The organism is Priestia sp. D51 (genome assembly GCF_053345675.1).
On record NZ_JBLTIR010000022.1, the window covers coordinates 1 to 15820 of the forward strand.

Sequence of the window (15820 nt, forward strand, 5' to 3'; positions counted from 1 at the left end):
TTCTAATCAGTTCGCTCGACTTGCATGTATTAGGCACGCCGCCAGCGTTCATCCTGAGCCAGGATCAAACTCTCCGAAGAAATGTTTGACTTGCTCATTTAAAAAATAAAAATTAACGTTGACGTTTACTATTTCGTTCAGTTTTCAAAGAACTCTTGTCTCAAGGCGACTTTCTTATCTTACCACCTTAAGAATAACTTGTCAACAACTTTTTTCTTTAAGTTATTTTCGAGTTATTTTTCGTTACTGTCTTAGCGACGTATATAAATATAACATCTGATAACTTGCTGGTCAACAACTTTTTCAAAAAAAATAAAAGTTTTCTCGAAAAGATTCCAGAAAACTTTTATTTTGGATATTCTTCCAAATTATAATATGAAATTATTAATAACAAGTAGGGCAGCTATTCCTGGAATACCTAAAATAGCTGAAACAATAGCTGTGGGGAAATTAATAGGAATATGAATACCGAACTGTACGCCAAAGATGTTAATAAAGAAAAGCAGCAAAACGCCAATAATAAGCTTAATCGATAAATTTCCAATGACTCGAAGCATTTTTTCAACACCACCTGTTACTAAGAGTAGAATGATTAGCCCTATTAAAAAAGACACAACTACAATAGGATGATTTAGCATGTTGCCTCCTTCTTAAAGCAGATAAGTTACCTTATATATATGTCCAAGCATTCAAAAAAAGCACTATTTCACGGAGGGAAATCCTTATTTTATAAAGACAACAAAACAGGATGCCTCTATGACATCCTGTTAATTGAAATATTTCGATGTTTGGCTTCTTTTAATAGAAAAAGATACTTCATTTTGGCTAATCGAATATCTACCATTACCTCTTCTGAAGGATCTACACTTCTTTCTACCATTGAAGTTTTGTGACTCCATTCCTGCTTTACTTGCATAAAAGTCTTCACAAATTCATCATCGTACTCTTTGCGTAGCCAACCTTTTCGTTTAAAAAACATATGCAAGTACCTCGTTATACTTCTCTTCTACCTTCTAGGGCTTTAGATAATGTTACTTCGTCCGCGTACTCAAGGTCTCCTCCAACGGGTAACCCATGAGCAATTCTAGTAATTTTAATTCCTGTCGGCTTTAAGAGCCTAGAGATATACATAGCCGTAGCTTCGCCCTCTATATTCGGGTTAGTAGCTAAAATCACTTCTTGAATCTCATCATCTTGAAGTCTTTTTAATAACTCTGGTACTTTGATATCTTCAGGCCCTATTCCTTCCATAGGTGAAATTGCGCCATGCAGGACATGATACAAGCCGTTATATTCTTTCATTTTCTCCATTGCAATGACATCTTTAGGGTCTTGCACGACACACACCACACTGCGCTCTCTACGCTGATCTTGACAAATGTAGCAAGGATCTTGATCTGTGATATGCCCACAAACTGAACAATAGGTTAAATTTCGCTTCGCATTAACTAATGCTTTTGCAAAATCTAATACCGTATCTTCTTTCATAGATAAAACAAAGAACGCTAAGCGAACAGCTGTTTTTGGACCAATGCCGGGTAACTTCATAAAACTATCTATAAGCTTTGATATTGGTTCTGGATAATGCACGTGGCAACCACCTTATTAAAGTCCTGGAATATTTAAACCTTTTGTAAATTGACCCATTGTGTTATTTGTTAAATCGTCCATTTGTTTTAATGCGTCATTTGTTGCTGCTAGTACTAAATCTTGTAGCATTTCAATATCTTCAGGATCTACTACATCCTCTTTAATATTTACATCAATTACTTGTTTCTGACCGTTAACCACAACTGTTACCATTCCACCGCCAGCTGTACCTTCAACAGTTTTTTCAGCTAACTCTTCCTGCGCTTTTTGCATATCTTTTTGCATTTTTTGCATTTGTTTCATCATTTTTTGCATATTGCCCATGCCTTTCATCATATGAACATTCCTCCTAAATTTACTCTTGAATTTCGATTAAGTCTTCTCCAAATAGCTTTTTCGCTTCTGCAACCACGGGGTCTTCCTCCTGTGGTTGACCTGATGACCCATCACTTTGCTGTCCTTGAAGAAACTCTTCTCTTACTTTATCCCATTCACTTTCTGGAATTGCAACCATTTCACGCTTGCTGCCAATTAAAGTATATAAGATATTCTCTAAATTATCACGTACATTGTTGTTATTTTCAGAAGCCATTTTGCAATGAATTTCATATTTGAATTTAAGTATAAATGATTGATCTGAAGACGCAACCGGTTCACTGTTAGATAACAACGCTGCATGTGAAGCTTTATTTTGTTGTTTCAATGTGTCTAATACCTGCGCCCAAGATCGCTTAATGGTTTCTAAATTCTGCCGAGTGGCATTTTTTAAAACTTCATTTACCTTTCCAACAGGCGTTTTGTACTGACTTCTTGACTGTCTTGTCTGTTTTTTCTCTGTTTGCGCTGCCTGAGCTGTATGATCAACTTGAATGCCTTTTTCTTTTAGCTGCTGCAGTTCTGCTTCCATTTGATTCATTTTTTGCAAAATGTCTTGATATGGAAGAGCACCCTCTTGATTTGTAGAACTTTGAGCTAATTTTACTAAAGCTACTTCAAGTAGCACTCGAGGATGATTGCTCCATTTCATCTCTTGCTGAGTTTGGTTCAATTCAGCAATGACTTTATAAATAAAGGCACTATCCATTTTTGAACTAAGTTCTTTAAACTCTTCGTTAACCGCTGCTTTTTCAAGTAAATATGCATTTTCTTCTGAAGCTTGATAAAGCAGAACATCACGATAATAGAAGATGAGGTCCTCTACAAACCTCGCTGGATCTTTTCCGTTTTTGATCAAACTTTCAACAGAATCTAGCGCTTCTACAATGTTTTCGTTAAAGATAGCTTGGACGATCTTCACAATAAAAGACTGTGATACTGCTCCTGTTATGGATAGAACATCCTCTAAGCTCACCTTCTCCGTACTATACGAGATGGCTTGGTCTAAAAGACTAAGTGCATCACGCATGCCTCCTTCTGAAGCTTTCGCAATTTCGTAAAGAGCATCCTCGCTTACTTCTAGCTCCTCAGAACCTAATACTTCCTTCATTCGATATACGATATCTTCTGGCGAAATGCGTTTGAAATCAAAGCGCTGACATCTGGAGATAATCGTTAATGGAATTTTATGGGGCTCTGTTGTAGCTAAAATAAAGATGACATGTGCAGGAGGTTCTTCTAACGTTTTTAACAAAGCGTTAAAAGCTCCAATTGAAAGCATATGAACTTCATCAATAATGTACACTTTGTATCGAACAGCACTAGGTGCATATTTTACTTTATCACGGATATCTCGAATTTCATCGACTCCATTATTAGAGGCTGCATCAATTTCAATTACATCAGAAATGGAACCATCCGTAATTCCCCGACAAGTTGCACATTCATTACAAGGTTCAGCAATGGGTGCTTTTTCACAGTTAACGGCTTTCGCTAAAATTTTAGCAGCTGTTGTCTTCCCTGTCCCTCGAGGCCCAGAAAATAAATACGCATGCGAAAATTTTTCTTGGACAAGGGCATTTTGAAGTGTTTTGATAATATGTTGCTGACCGACTACGTCGTTAAAGCTTTGAGGACGGTATACACGGTACAGAGCCTGATATGCCACTACATCCTCTCCTTTTAATATAATTCATTAGTTCTCATTATAGCGTATTATGAGGTTTTTTTTCAAAATAGTAAGAGATAAAATAAAAAGCCTACTCTCACAGAGTAGACTAAACTTATGTATATAACTGCCGTGCACCTTCCGTCGATTAGCCACCCCAGGCGTTACTTAAGCAGTTAGCTCGGTTCAGGCGACCCCATGGCACATGAGAGGTTCTGCTTACTGCTGCTTCCTTCCGGACCTGACAGGGTTCACAGATTCCCATTGCATAGGACCCAAACGTCAACACCACTTACTTAAGGCAGGCCCTAAGATGAGCTAACCTCAAGAAGGAATTCGGCCTCGCTAGAGCGGATTGCGAGTACAGGGCACCGCTACCTCCCCGCTTAGCACGGCAAAGTTGAAACCAATAGTTTGGGCATCAAGTTGATGCATTTACAAGTATACGTCTTTTCATTCAAAAATGCAACCGCTATAGAAAACTTACTTTTTTAGCGCTATTTTCCAGCCTTTTTTCGTTGACGTAACTCACGAAAAAAAGTCGTTAAGAGGCTCCCGCATTCTTCTTCTAGCATACCTCCTACTACTTCTGCTTGATGATTAAACTTTTCAAACTCTAATAAATTTAACAATGTTCCAGCGCAGCCACCTTTAGGATCATAAGCGCCAAACACAACTCTTTTCACTCTTGATAATACAATAGCACCTGCACACATCGGACATGGTTCTAAGGTGACATATAACGTAGCGTCTTCCAACCTCCATGTTCCTAGTTTCTTACATGCTTCATCAATGGCTAAAAGTTCCGCATGAGCAACTGATCGCTGTTCTGTTTCTCGTAAGTTATAAGCTGCAGCAATCACCTCATCATTTTGAACAATAACTGCTCCAATAGGAACCTCTAATTTATCTTTAGCTTTTAATGCTTCATCAATTGCCAACCTCATATACTTTTCATCATTTAACACTTTTTATCCAACCTTACATATTATATTTTTTCTGAGTCAAACTATTTACTATGTACATCAGGAAAAGGAGAGACCTTGTGTGAAGAATGCTAAAACTGCTTTAATTATTATTGATATGCTAAACGATTTTCAATTCAAAAACGGCAAAGTACTTGCTGAAAAATCTTTAATAATCGCTCAAAATATTGCCGAATTAAAACAATATGCCTCGTCTCAACATATCCCTATTATTTACGTCAATGACCACTATAAGCTATGGCAAGCAAACTTAGAAACCATTTTAACACACTGCACAAATGAGGTAAGTTCACCCATTCTACATCACATTTCACCACAAAACGCTGATTACTTTTTAATTAAACCAAAGCATTCTATTTTCTATGGAACAGCTTTAAATATTTTGCTATCACAGCTCGATGTGCATACACTTATTTTAACAGGAATTGCGGGAAATATATGCGTGCTTTTTTCAGCCAACGATGCTTATATGCGTGAGTATAATTTAATTGTGCCTGAAGATTGTATTGCTTCAAACGCAGATGAAGACAATACCTTTGCTTTAAGAATGATGCATAACGTATTAAATGCTCGTATTTGCAAACATACTGAGTTGATGAATTAAGTAAAAAGCCTTCTCATATGATGGAAGTAAGTCATATGAAATGGAGGCTTTTTATTATGCAAATTTACACTGTTAAAGCAGGTGACAGTATATATAGTATTGCAAAACAGTTCCGGATTGACGCAGGAAAGATTATAAGAGCAAATGAATTACCTAATCCAAATCAACTCGTCATCGGGCAATCTATGGTTATTCCCATCAACGGTACTTACTACACAGTAAAAGCTGGGGACACTATATGGAAAATAGGACGAAAATTAGGCGTTAGCTATCAGGCTATTGCCAATGCGAACAATGTTTCAGTTACAGCACCCTTAACACCTGGCCGCCGCATCTTAATTCCCCCTTCCCCAAACAAAAGAAACGGTGAGTTTTTAGGGTATGTTGAAACAAGCAATCGAAAAATCACCCCTCAAACAGAGAAAATGATTAATCAAAATGCAAAATACCTTACTTATCTCGGACCAGCGAACTTCGAAGTGCAAAAAGACGGTTCTCTAAAGGCACCTCCACTTAACAATTTAGGTTCTATTGCTAAAGAAAATGACGTCATCTTCTTAATGGTATTGGCTAATATTGAAAACGGTGCATTCAGTGATGAAGTCGGCCGAGCAATTTTAACTAATAAAGACGTTCAAGATACGCTCTTAAATAATATTGTAAAAACAGCGAAAGAACAAAATTTCAGAGACATTCACTTTGACTTCGAATTTTTGCGTCCGGCAGATAAAGAAGCCTATATTGCATTCTTACAGAAAGCAAAAAAGCGTCTTCAAGATGAGCAACTTCTCATGTCTGTGGCTTTAGCTCCGAAGACAAGTCGAGATCAAAAAGGCAAATGGTATGAAGCACATGATTATAAAGCCATTGGAGAGATTGCTAACTTCGTTGTTCCAATGACATATGAATGGGGATATAGCGGTGGGCCTCCTATGGCCGTCTCTCCTATTGGTCCCGTACGTGATGTTTTAGAATATGCAGTATCTGAAATACCTAGTTCAAAAATTATCATGGGCCAAAACCTATACGGTTACGATTGGACACTGCCTTACAAACCAGGAGGAGAATACGCCAAAGCCATTAGTCCTCAAAGAGCTATTGAGTTGGCAGCTCGTTATAAAGTAGCTATTCAATACGACAATAAAGCACAAGCTCCTTTCTTCCGGTATAAAGATGAACAGCAGCGCACTCACGAAGTATGGTTTGAAGACGCTAGGTCTATTCAGGCCAAGTTTGATTTAATCAAAGAATTAAAACTTAGAGGAATGGCCTACTGGAAACTAGGCTTAGATTTCCCGCAAAACTGGCTCTTGATTGAAGACAACTTCAAAATTACAAAAAGAGTGACACAGCCATAAATAGGGAAAGCTTACTGTTAACAGTAGGCTTTTTGTTATTCTTCTTACTGAAAGAAATTTCTTTTCCCCTTATTCTCCTTCTCTATGTTAAAATATTTTTTGTCTGTTTTTTTTGAACGAGTGGTCATGAAGGAGGCAAATGAATGCAAGGCACACCTTTTATTTCAGTAGAAGGACCCATCGGTGTCGGAAAAACCTCTCTAGCTAAAGAGATTGCACAAGCATTTCAGTTCGAAATTTTAAAAGAAATCGTAGATGAAAATCCATTTCTCGGGAAATTTTATGAGAATATCGACGAGTGGAGTTTTCAAACCGAAATGTTTTTTCTATGTAATCGATATAAGCAGTTAGAGGATATTCAAAAAGGGTTCTTATCTTATAAAAAACCTGTTGTAGCAGATTATCATATTATGAAAAACATGATTTTCGCTGAGCAAACGTTAAAAGATGAACAGTATAAAAAATATGTACAAATCTTCCACATCTTAACGGCTGATATGCCGGCTCCGAACATTATTATTTATTTAAATGCCAGTTTAGATACCTTGCTAAAGCGTATTAAAATGCGTGGAAGAGAAATTGAACGAAACATCGATCCTCACTACCTTGCGAGACTAAGTGATGATTATGAAAAAGCTATGACGGCATTTGAACAAAAGAACCCTGACGTAACCATTTTACGTTATAACGGTGATGAAATAGATTTTGTACAAAATAAACAACACTTAAATAGAATCTTATCAGAGGTTCAAGAGAGTATGTTGAAAAGGAGTATATAATGGTAAACTTACGATCGAAATACAACATTCCTAATGATGCTGTGTTGACGATAGCGGGTACAGTTGGAGTTGGGAAATCTACGATGACTCAATCATTGGCTGATGCTCTCCAATTTCGCACATCGTTTGAAAAAGTAGATTCCAACCCTTACCTGGACAAATTTTATGGGGATTTTGAACGCTGGAGCTTTCACCTACAGGTATATTTTTTAGCGGAACGCTTTAAAGAACAAAAGAAGATTTTCGAGTATGGCGGCGGTTTTATCCAAGACAGATCCATTTACGAAGATACCGGTATCTTTGCTAAGATGCATTTTGAAAAGGGAACAATGTCTAAAGTAGACTATGAGACATATACAAGCTTGTTCGATGCAATGGTTATGACTCCATACTTCCCTCATCCAGATCTGCTCATTTATTTGGAAGGCAGCTTCGAAGATATTGTAGATCGCATTCAAGAAAGAGGGCGACCAATGGAACAACAAACGCCTCTCGATTATTGGAAAGAGATGCACGCCCGATATGAAGAATGGATTAATAACTTTACGGCTTGTCCTATTCTCCGTTTAGATATTAGAGAATACGACCTTCTCAAGGATCCTGATTCAATTGAATCAATTGTTGAAAAAGTGGCTCGCTTTTTACAACATAATGAAAAGTTAAAACGTCGTCAGCTATAAAAAAAATGCCGCTTTAATAAATAAAGCGGCATTTTCAACAAATAAAAAACCGTTACTTATAAGTAACGGTTTTCCAATCTCCAATTTATCGCGCTATGTTAATTGCATTATAAGTCAAATATGGCGGAGGAAGAGGGATTCGAACCCCCGCGGGCTTTAACACCCCTGTCGGTTTTCAAGACCGATCCCTTCAGCCGGACTTGGGTATTCCTCCGTATCGACAAGTATTAATTTATCATATAAAAATAATGAAGTCAACTCTTTTATTAATTTTTTTAAAAAAGATGTTCATTAAAAATTAATTTAATGAACATCTTCTACTTTTATTTAGAAATAACTTCTTTATTTCCCATATATGGACGCAGCACTTCTGGAATTTGAATTGATCCATCTTCCTGCTGGTAGTTTTCTAAAATTGCAGCTACCGTACGGCCAATTGCTAAGCCAGAACCATTTAGTGTATGAACATGTTCTGGTTTTGCTTTTGTATCACGGCGGAAGCGAATATTAGCACGGCGAGCTTGGAAGCTTTCAAAGTTTGAACAAGAAGAAATTTCACGATACGTTTCATAACTTGGAATCCAAACTTCAATATCATACTTTTTGGCTGCTGTGAAACCTAAGTCAGCTGTACACATGCTTAGAACTCGGTAAGGTAAACCTAATAGTTGAAGAACCTTTTCAGCATGGCCCGTTAATTTTTCTAATTCATCATAAGAATCTTCTGGCTTAACAAAGCGAACAAGTTCTACTTTATTAAACTGATGCTGACGAATAAGCCCACGTGTATCTCTTCCTGCAGAGCCTGCTTCTGAGCGGAAGCAAGCACTATACGCTGTATAAGCAATTGGAAGCTGATCTCCGCTTAAAATTTCATCACGATGTAAATTTGTAACTGGTACTTCAGCTGTAGGAATTAAGAAATAATCTTCTTCTTTAATTTTAAATGCATCTTCTTCAAATTTAGGAAGCTGCCCTGTTCCTGTCATACTTGTACGATTCACCATATATGGAGGAAGGATTTCTTCATAACCATGCTCATCCATATGTAAATCCATCATAAAGTTAATAAGAGCACGTTCTAATCTTGCACCTAACCCTTTATAAAATACAAAGCGGCTTCCCGTTACTTTCGAAGCTCTTTCAAAATCTAAAATATTTAAATCTGTTCCTAAATCCCAATGCGGTTTTGGTTCAAAATCAAATTGTTTAATTTCTCCCCATTTGCGAACTTCTACGTTATCATCTTCAGTTTCACCTACAGGCGTACTTTCATGTGGAACGTTAGGAATTGAAAGCAGCAATAGCTCTAACTCTTCTTCAACGCTGCGAAGCTCTTCATCCAATTGCTTTACGCGGTCTCCTACTTCACGCATTTCGACGATTAAATGATCAGCATCTTGTTTTTCACGTTTCAATTGTGCAATTTGCTGTGATACTTCATTTCGCTTGCTTTTTAACTCTTCTGTTTGAGCAATTAGCTCACGGCGTTTTGCATCTAACTCTTCAAAGCGACCTAAGTCCGTTAAGTCCTCACCACGAAACTTGAGCTTTTCTTTTACTTCATTAAAATTAGCACGTAAAAATTTTAAATCTAACATACTGAGTACCTCCTTTAGTATAAAAGGGCAAAATAAAAACTCTCATCCCTGTGAAAGGGACGAGAGTTTACCCGCGTTGCCACCCTAATTGAAAGCTAAAATAAGCCTTCCTCTTAAACCAGATAACGGATGAACCGAAACTGCCTACTACTTTTTCGACAGCTTGCTCCAGGACGGATTCATAAGAATTGATTATCGATTCACACCAGCCATCGACTCTCTTGAAATCAAAAATCTTATTACTATTTCCTATCAACGCTTTATACCAATATCATTTTTATTAATCATAATGTACTACAAGTCTTTACAAGATGCAATTCATTTATACAGGTTTTTTCGAAGCTTCTTCAACCATTGCTACAAAATACTGAGCCATGCGAGCATCATCTGTTAATTCTGGATGAAACGAACATCCTAAGAATTGACCTTGTCTTGCTGCAACAATTCGGTCGTTATGCATTGCCAAGACTTCAACGTTTTCTCCTACTTCTACAATATGCGGAGCACGGATAAATACGCCTATAAAATCTTCACCAATATCTTTAATATTTAGAGCAGCTTCAAAGCTATCTCGTTGGCGCCCAAATGAATTTCGAGCTACCGTAATATCCATAACACCTAAATGGGGCTCTTCACGGTCAACAACTTGTCCTGCAAGTAAAATTAAACCCGCACACGTACCAAACACCGGTTTACCTGCTTGTGCAAACTGGCGAAGAGGTTCCATAAAGTCATACTTGTCAATCAGACGACGCATCGCTGTGCTTTCGCCGCCCGGTAGGATTAAACCATCTATTTCGTCTAGCTGTTCAACTTTTTTAATGATAATGGCTTCAGCGCCTGCTGCTTCTAATGCTTGTGCATGCTCGCGAAAGGCACCTTGTAATCCTAACACGCCTACTTTTACCATTTTGTCAAAACTCCCTTTAAATTACCATCCACGCTCTTGCATGCGGTTTTCTGGTAATAATGATGAAATTTCAATCCCTTTCATTGCGCTTCCTAATCCTTTTGACAAGTTTGCAATGAGTTCATAATCTTGATAATGCGTTGTTGCCTCAACGATTGCTCGAGCAAATTTTTCAGGGTTGTCGGATTTAAAGATTCCTGAACCAACGAACACACCGTCTGCTCCAAGCTGCATCATTAACGCTGCGTCTGCTGGTGTTGCTACACCGCCCGCTGCAAAGTTTACAACCGGTAGGCGACCTTCACGTTTAATTTGCAGTAATAACTCATAAGGCGCGCCTAATAGTTTTGCCTCTGTCATTAACTCATCTTCGTCCATGCCCACAACTTTACGTACTTGAGCGTTTACTTGGCGCATATGACGCACTGCTTCCACGATGTTTCCTGTCCCTGGTTCGCCTTTTGTACGAAGCATTGCAGCTCCTTCAGCAATACGGCGGGATGCTTCACCAAGATCACGACAACCGCACACAAATGGAACCGTAAATGTATTTTTATTTAAATGAAACTCCTCATCAGCTGGAGTCAACACTTCACTTTCATCGATGTAGTCTACACCCATCGCTTCTAGCACGCGTGCTTCAACAATATGGCCAATACGAGCTTTTGCCATAACTGGAATGGACACAGCATTCATCACTTCTTCAACAATTGTTGGGTCTGCCATACGAGACACGCCGCCTGCTGCACGGATATCAGCTGGAACACGCTCTAATGCCATAACGGCAACAGCGCCTGCTGCTTCTGCAATTTTTGCTTGCTCTGCGTTGATCACGTCCATGATAACGCCACCTTTTTGCATTTCCGCCATTCCTCGTTTTACACGATCAGTACCTGTAATGTTATTCATGTTTGTCTTCCTCCTGTATCAAGTGTTTCACAATAATTTTTAGTGTATATACAAAATTCAAAACTTAGTGTCTATTTTACCGTATTTTTCGGAAAATTCCTATCTAATTTATAGATTATATACAAACAAATCTAAAAATAAAAAAAAGAGATACTCCCTTGTAGTATCTCTTCTTTCTCTTGAGTTATCATTAAAACCAGTTATTCACTGTATTTGCAGCATTCATCCAAATATCGCTGAAGAAGTTACCAATACTGCGGATAGCGAGAGAGAACCATCCAGCTTTTTCAACAGATTCGTTTGTCACGACCGGCGTCATGCTATCTGTAGTTTGGCCTCCTACATAGCCTAGATCTTTAAGATTGCTGTTTGTTGCACTTACATAAGCAACTGTTTCTCCTTTTTTAATAGGAGCAACAACTTTTTGATCGTTCATAACTTTATCGTTTAACTTAAAGTTGATTTTAGTATGATCTTTTTGACCTTTTTCGGTAATAATTTTTACCGAATTCTTTGGAGAAACGGAAGCTTCTTTTGATTTTCCTTTAGCAACATCAATTGTTTCATGCCCTTTAATCTCGCCGTTAGCAGGCACTACTTCTTTTAACTGAAAATGACTAAAAGCATAATCCAATATCTTTTTCGTTTGAGAAAAACGAGCAGCTTCTGTAGACTTGCCGTTTTCCTTGGCATTCATTACAACTGTTATGTATCTTACCCCGTTACGCTCTGCAGTTCCAGTGAAACATTGACCTGCAAAATCTGTATGACCAGTTTTTAAGCCGTCTACGCCGCTGTATGCAGCTGAAAAACCAGGGAGCATCTTATTCCAATTGTTCATTTTTGTTTCGCCTTGTTGCCCTTGTCTAAACATCTTGGAAGGAGTTTTGGCTACTTCCAAAGATTCTGGATAATCATGAATCAAGTGATAAGCAAGAGTAGCAACTGCCCGAGCAGATAGGAGGTTCTCATCTTCTTCCTTTGTTCCTTTTGGATACATCCCTTTTAACAAGGAATTAGAAAGACCTGTAGAATTGACAAATTTTGATTCACCCATATTTAATTTTTTTGCTGTTTCATTCATTAACTTAATGAAACCTTCTTCAGAACCACTGACAGCTTCAGCTAAAGCAATGGCTGCTCCATTAGCTGAATAAATAGCCATGGCATCATATAATTCTTTTACCGTATATTTTTGGTTTTCGATTAATGGTACATTTGATAATCCATAATCCTGAGAAATTTTAGCTGCATATTTACTAACTGGCACACGTTGATCCCAAGATAATTTCTTATCTTTTATGGATTCTAATACTAGGTATTCCGTCATCATTTTTGTCATGCTTGCAATACCTAATAAAGCATCCGTATTTTTCCCGTATAGCACTTTCCCCGTACTTGCCTCTACTAAAATGGCTGCGTCTGCTTCAACGCCAATATCATCTGTTTTAGAAGCAGCTGATGCTTGTGTAGAGACAAAAAATACGCTGGCCATTAACATAACAGCAATGACACAAATTAATTGTTTCTGTACTGCGTTTCTCACTCTATACCCTCCAAACGTAAACTCACATAAATGTAATTTTATCATACTAAAATTTAAAAAAATAGATAAAGAAGTACTGTTACATTCATGATTAATGACATAAAAAACACGTTTCCCTATTAAGGAAACGTGTTTTTTACACATTCATGATTATCTCATAGAATAGTTAGGAGATTCTTTTGTAATTTGTACATCATGTGGGTGACTTTCTCTTAAGCCTGCTCCAGTCATACGGATGAATTGTGCCTGTTCACGTAACGCTTCTAAGTTAGCTGAACCACAGTAACCCATTCCTGCGCGTAAACCACCAATCATTTGATATAAAGTATCTGCTACAGGTCCTTTGTAAGGCAAACGGCCTTCGATACCTTCTGGAACTAATTTTTTATTATCTTCTTGGAAGTATCGATCTTTACTTCCTTTTTCCATAGCTCCCACAGAGCCCATTCCACGATACACTTTAAAGCGTCTTCCTTGGTAGATTTCTGTTTCGCCAGGGCTTTCTGTCGTTCCTGCTAGAAGGCTTCCTAGCATTACTGTATGTCCACCAGCTGCAAGTGCTTTTACGATATCTCCAGAGTACTTAATACCGCCATCTGCAATAATAGCTACCCCGTGCTTACGAGCTTCAGTTGCACAGTCATATACTGCCGTAATTTGTGGAACGCCTACACCAGCGACAACACGAGTTGTACAAATTGAACCAGGTCCAATTCCTACTTTTACTACGTTTGCTCCGGCTTCAATTAATGCTTTTGTACCTTCAGCCGTTGCTACGTTACCAGCAATAATATTTAATTCTGGATATGCCTCGCGAATGCTGCGCACTGTATCTAAAACGCCTTGTGAATGTCCATGCGCTGTATCAATAACGATAACATCAACGCCAGCTTGTACTAATTTTTCGATACGAACATTTGAATCAGCTGTTACGCCAACAGCTGCTCCAACTAATAATCGACCTTGTTGATCTTTAGCTGCATTTGGAAACTCAATTACTTTTTCAATGTCTTTAATTGTGATAAGGCCTTTTAATACGCCATTGTCATCTACAAGAGGTAACTTTTCAATTTTGTATTGCTGTAGAATTTTCTCTGCTTCTTCTAAAGTCGTTCCTACTGGAGCAGTAACTAATTCTTCTTTTGTCATTACATCAGCAATTTGCATTGAATAATCTTGGATGAAACGCAAGTCACGGTTTGTAAGGATTCCAACTAGTTTTTGTTCTTCTTCGTTGTTGACAATCGGCACACCTGAGATACGATATTTGCCCATTAAGTGTTCAGCAGCAAATACTTGGTTTTCAGGAGTTAAAAAGAAAGGATCCGTGATAACACCACTTTCAGAACGTTTTACTTTATCAACTTGTTCTGCTTGCTGTTCAATCGACATGTTTTTGTGAATGATACCCAAACCACCTTGTCTAGCCATCGCAATAGCCATTTCAGCTTCTGTAACTGTATCCATTCCTGCACTGATGAACGGCACCTTTAATTTTAATGTTTTTGTTAGTTCAACACTCATATCAACGTCTTTAGGTAGTACCTCAGATTTTGCTGGCACCAGTAAAACGTCATCAAATGTTAAGCCTTCTTTAGAAAATTTGCTTTCCCACATTATAGAATCCTCCTTTAAACGACAGAATATTATTAGTAGATTAACAAGCAGATATGTACCTGTCAATAACTTCACTAGATATCAGATAATTCTAATAAAAAGAAAAGGTGATTTAGTTGCATAAATTTAATGATGTTTGGACGTCCTACAATTTATTTTTCTCCGTTCCTTTTGTACAAGACTTTTTAAAAAAGCGCTATCAAAAATTGAATTATAGCGATGCAGAGCAACATAGTTTTAAAAACAGTTACCCATTTATTTATTATTTGGAACACAGTAAAAATTATTATGAAGTTGCGGCACAATCTCCTGTATCAGTTCAACCCGTTTTATTATTTTATGGAATGTCACAGCTGTTAAAAGCTTGTTTGTTAACACAAAACCCCGTATATCCCGAAAATACGGCGGTGTTAGCACATGGAGTATCAACACGAAAAAGAAAAAAACAAAGTTATGATTTTTTAGATGATGAAGTTAAGATTCAAAAAAGCGGTTTATTTTCACAAGTAGGAGAAGAATTGTTTCATGTGAAACAACTAGAAGGTAGTAAATATACAATGAATTATCTGTTGTCTTGTGTACCTGAATTAGATACATTATTTTTGAATTTGGGCACGAGGCCATCTTCCCATTTAACAACTATTGGATCGCTTCCAGCTACCTCTTTGCCTATTCCTGAACAAGTTACACGGTGTTATCATATGAATCACGAAAGACTCTATTCTTTTTTAAAAGAGCGTTCCCATCTATCATTGTCTTTGTCAGAAGATCAGGTATGTATTCTTGACCCTTCAAGCTGTTTATATAATTGTTCACCTTTTATGTACAATTTCCAAGCTAACACGTTGCATGCACCGTTGGAAAAAGATAGCTGCTTATATTTCCCTGAGATGTTGGCACATTACTTATTACTTTATAATTTAAGTATGATTTCACGTTATGAAACAGAGTGGTGGTATGAATTATTGCATACATACTCTTCGAAAGATTATCCATTTATCTTGAGGTTCCTTGAGGTTACAGCTCAAAAGATTCCTTACTTAATTTCTTGTTACTTAAATGAACACACAAAAAAAGACTAGCTAAAATAGCTAGTCTTTTTTCAAGTGCCTGGCAACGTCCTACTCTCACAGGGACAAAGTCCCAACTACCATTGGCGCTAAAGAGCTTAACTTCCGTGTTCGGTATGGGAACGG

The 15820-nt window shown here is 37.6% G+C and carries 16 protein-coding genes, 1 tRNA gene, 2 rRNA genes, 1 other RNA gene and 1 other annotated feature; of the genes, 5 read left to right on the forward strand and 15 right to left on the reverse strand.

Features of this window, described 5'->3' with window-relative positions:
• The 8 genes from ACNHOZ_RS28395 to tadA all read right to left on the reverse strand — a co-directional run.
• A 16S ribosomal RNA gene (locus tag ACNHOZ_RS28395) occupies positions 1–80 on the reverse strand; the annotation flags it as partial.
• Between the two features lie 288 nt (positions 81–368).
• A complete protein-coding gene (locus ACNHOZ_RS28400) occupies positions 369–638 on the reverse strand; it encodes a pro-sigmaK processing inhibitor BofA family protein (protein ID WP_013081328.1) in 270 nt (89 codons plus the stop codon).
• Positions 639–754: 116 nt separating this feature from the next.
• A complete protein-coding gene (locus ACNHOZ_RS28405) occupies positions 755–979 on the reverse strand; it encodes a YaaL family protein (RefSeq protein WP_013054840.1) in 225 nt (74 codons plus the stop codon).
• Positions 980–993: 14 nt separating this feature from the next.
• The gene (recR, locus tag ACNHOZ_RS28410) at positions 994–1590 is read right to left on the reverse strand and encodes a recombination mediator RecR (protein ID WP_014461944.1); all 597 of its coding nucleotides are present in this window, start codon (positions 1588–1590) and stop codon (positions 994–996) included.
• A gap of 15 nt (positions 1591–1605) precedes the next feature.
• Positions 1606–1926 (reverse strand): YbaB/EbfC family nucleoid-associated protein, encoded by a 321-nt coding sequence (locus ACNHOZ_RS28415; RefSeq protein ID WP_013081327.1) that lies wholly within the window; start codon positions 1924–1926, stop codon positions 1606–1608.
• 19 nt (positions 1927–1945) lie between these two features.
• Positions 1946–3634, reverse strand: coding sequence for a DNA polymerase III subunit gamma/tau (gene dnaX / locus ACNHOZ_RS28420; RefSeq protein ID WP_028412704.1), 1689 nt, complete (start codon positions 3632–3634; stop codon positions 1946–1948).
• A 130-nt stretch (positions 3635–3764) separates the two neighbouring features.
• Positions 3765–4029, reverse strand: an RNA gene (gene ffs, locus ACNHOZ_RS28425) — signal recognition particle sRNA large type.
• Between the two features lie 102 nt (positions 4030–4131).
• Positions 4132–4602, reverse strand: a complete 471-nt coding sequence (gene tadA / locus ACNHOZ_RS28430; protein ID WP_028412705.1) for a tRNA adenosine(34) deaminase TadA — start codon at positions 4600–4602, stop codon at positions 4132–4134.
• A 79-nt stretch (positions 4603–4681) separates the two neighbouring features.
• Between tadA and ACNHOZ_RS28435 the strand changes: the two genes are divergently transcribed.
• The 4 genes from ACNHOZ_RS28435 (at position 4682) to ACNHOZ_RS28450 (ending at position 8041) form a co-directional block, all read left to right on the forward strand.
• A complete protein-coding gene (locus tag ACNHOZ_RS28435; RefSeq protein WP_033580900.1) occupies positions 4682–5224 on the forward strand; it encodes an isochorismatase family cysteine hydrolase in 543 nt (180 codons plus the stop codon).
• Positions 5225–5280: 56 nt separating this feature from the next.
• Positions 5281–6582, forward strand: coding sequence for a glycoside hydrolase family 18 protein (locus ACNHOZ_RS28440; protein ID WP_013081323.1), 1302 nt, complete (start codon positions 5281–5283; stop codon positions 6580–6582).
• A 143-nt stretch (positions 6583–6725) separates the two neighbouring features.
• Positions 6726–7361 (forward strand): deoxynucleoside kinase, encoded by a 636-nt coding sequence (locus ACNHOZ_RS28445; RefSeq protein ID WP_028412707.1) that lies wholly within the window; start codon positions 6726–6728, stop codon positions 7359–7361.
• On the forward strand, positions 7361–8041 hold the full coding sequence (locus ACNHOZ_RS28450; protein ID WP_028412708.1) for a deoxynucleoside kinase: 681 nt from the start codon (positions 7361–7363) through the stop codon (positions 8039–8041). The genes ACNHOZ_RS28445 and ACNHOZ_RS28450 overlap by 1 nt, the downstream gene beginning before the upstream one ends.
• A 121-nt stretch (positions 8042–8162) precedes the next feature.
• Here the strand turns inward: ACNHOZ_RS28450 and ACNHOZ_RS28455 are convergent.
• The 6 genes from ACNHOZ_RS28455 to guaB form a co-directional block, all read right to left on the reverse strand.
• A tRNA-Ser gene (locus ACNHOZ_RS28455) sits at positions 8163–8255 on the reverse strand.
• Positions 8256–8364: 109 nt separating this feature from the next.
• Positions 8365–9642, reverse strand: coding sequence for a serine--tRNA ligase (gene serS, locus ACNHOZ_RS28460; protein WP_028412709.1), 1278 nt, complete (start codon positions 9640–9642; stop codon positions 8365–8367).
• 52 nt (positions 9643–9694) lie between these two features.
• Positions 9695–9907, reverse strand: a binding site (T-box leader).
• 57 nt (positions 9908–9964) lie between these two features.
• The gene (gene pdxT / locus ACNHOZ_RS28465; RefSeq protein ID WP_028412710.1) at positions 9965–10552 is read right to left on the reverse strand and encodes a pyridoxal 5'-phosphate synthase glutaminase subunit PdxT; all 588 of its coding nucleotides are present in this window, start codon (positions 10550–10552) and stop codon (positions 9965–9967) included.
• 21 nt (positions 10553–10573) lie between these two features.
• Entirely contained in the window at positions 10574–11461 is an 888-nt protein-coding gene (pdxS, locus tag ACNHOZ_RS28470; RefSeq protein WP_013054829.1) for a pyridoxal 5'-phosphate synthase lyase subunit PdxS, read from the reverse strand.
• A 190-nt stretch (positions 11462–11651) separates the two neighbouring features.
• Complete coding sequence (locus ACNHOZ_RS28475) at positions 11652–13007, reverse strand: serine hydrolase (protein ID WP_028412711.1); 1356 nt, start codon at positions 13005–13007, stop codon at positions 11652–11654.
• Positions 13008–13157: 150 nt separating this feature from the next.
• Positions 13158–14624 (reverse strand): IMP dehydrogenase, encoded by a 1467-nt coding sequence (gene guaB, locus ACNHOZ_RS28480; RefSeq protein WP_013054827.1) that lies wholly within the window; start codon positions 14622–14624, stop codon positions 13158–13160.
• A gap of 116 nt (positions 14625–14740) precedes the next feature.
• Between guaB and ACNHOZ_RS28485 the strand changes: the two genes are divergently transcribed.
• On the forward strand, positions 14741–15706 hold the full coding sequence (locus tag ACNHOZ_RS28485; protein WP_048021899.1) for a YaaC family protein: 966 nt from the start codon (positions 14741–14743) through the stop codon (positions 15704–15706).
• 26 nt (positions 15707–15732) lie between these two features.
• Here the strand turns inward: ACNHOZ_RS28485 and rrf are convergent.
• Positions 15733–15820, reverse strand: a 5S ribosomal RNA gene (rrf, locus tag ACNHOZ_RS28490); the annotation flags it as partial.

Excerpts from the sequence above, each read along its gene's own strand:
- ACNHOZ_RS28400 (WP_013081328.1), bottom strand. The coding sequence starts at position 638 with ATGCTAAATCATCCTATTGTAGTTGTGTCTTTTTTAATAGGGCTAATC.
- ACNHOZ_RS28405 (WP_013054840.1), bottom strand. The coding sequence starts at position 979 with ATGTTTTTTAAACGAAAAGGTTGGCTACGCAAAGAGTACGATGATGAA.
- ACNHOZ_RS28415 (WP_013081327.1), bottom strand. The coding sequence starts at position 1,926 with ATGATGAAAGGCATGGGCAATATGCAAAAAATGATGAAACAAATGCAA.
- ACNHOZ_RS28440 (WP_013081323.1), top strand. The coding sequence starts at position 5,281 with ATGCAAATTTACACTGTTAAAGCAGGTGACAGTATATATAGTATTGCA.
- ACNHOZ_RS28445 (WP_028412707.1), top strand. The coding sequence starts at position 6,726 with ATGCAAGGCACACCTTTTATTTCAGTAGAAGGACCCATCGGTGTCGGA.
- ACNHOZ_RS28450 (WP_028412708.1), top strand. The coding sequence starts at position 7,361 with ATGGTAAACTTACGATCGAAATACAACATTCCTAATGATGCTGTGTTG.
- serS (WP_028412709.1), bottom strand. The coding sequence starts at position 9,642 with ATGTTAGATTTAAAATTTTTACGTGCTAATTTTAATGAAGTAAAAGAA.
- pdxT (WP_028412710.1), bottom strand. The coding sequence starts at position 10,552 with ATGGTAAAAGTAGGCGTGTTAGGATTACAAGGTGCCTTTCGCGAGCAT.
- pdxS (WP_013054829.1), bottom strand. The coding sequence starts at position 11,461 with ATGAATAACATTACAGGTACTGATCGTGTAAAACGAGGAATGGCGGAA.
- guaB (WP_013054827.1), bottom strand. The coding sequence starts at position 14,624 with ATGTGGGAAAGCAAATTTTCTAAAGAAGGCTTAACATTTGATGACGTT.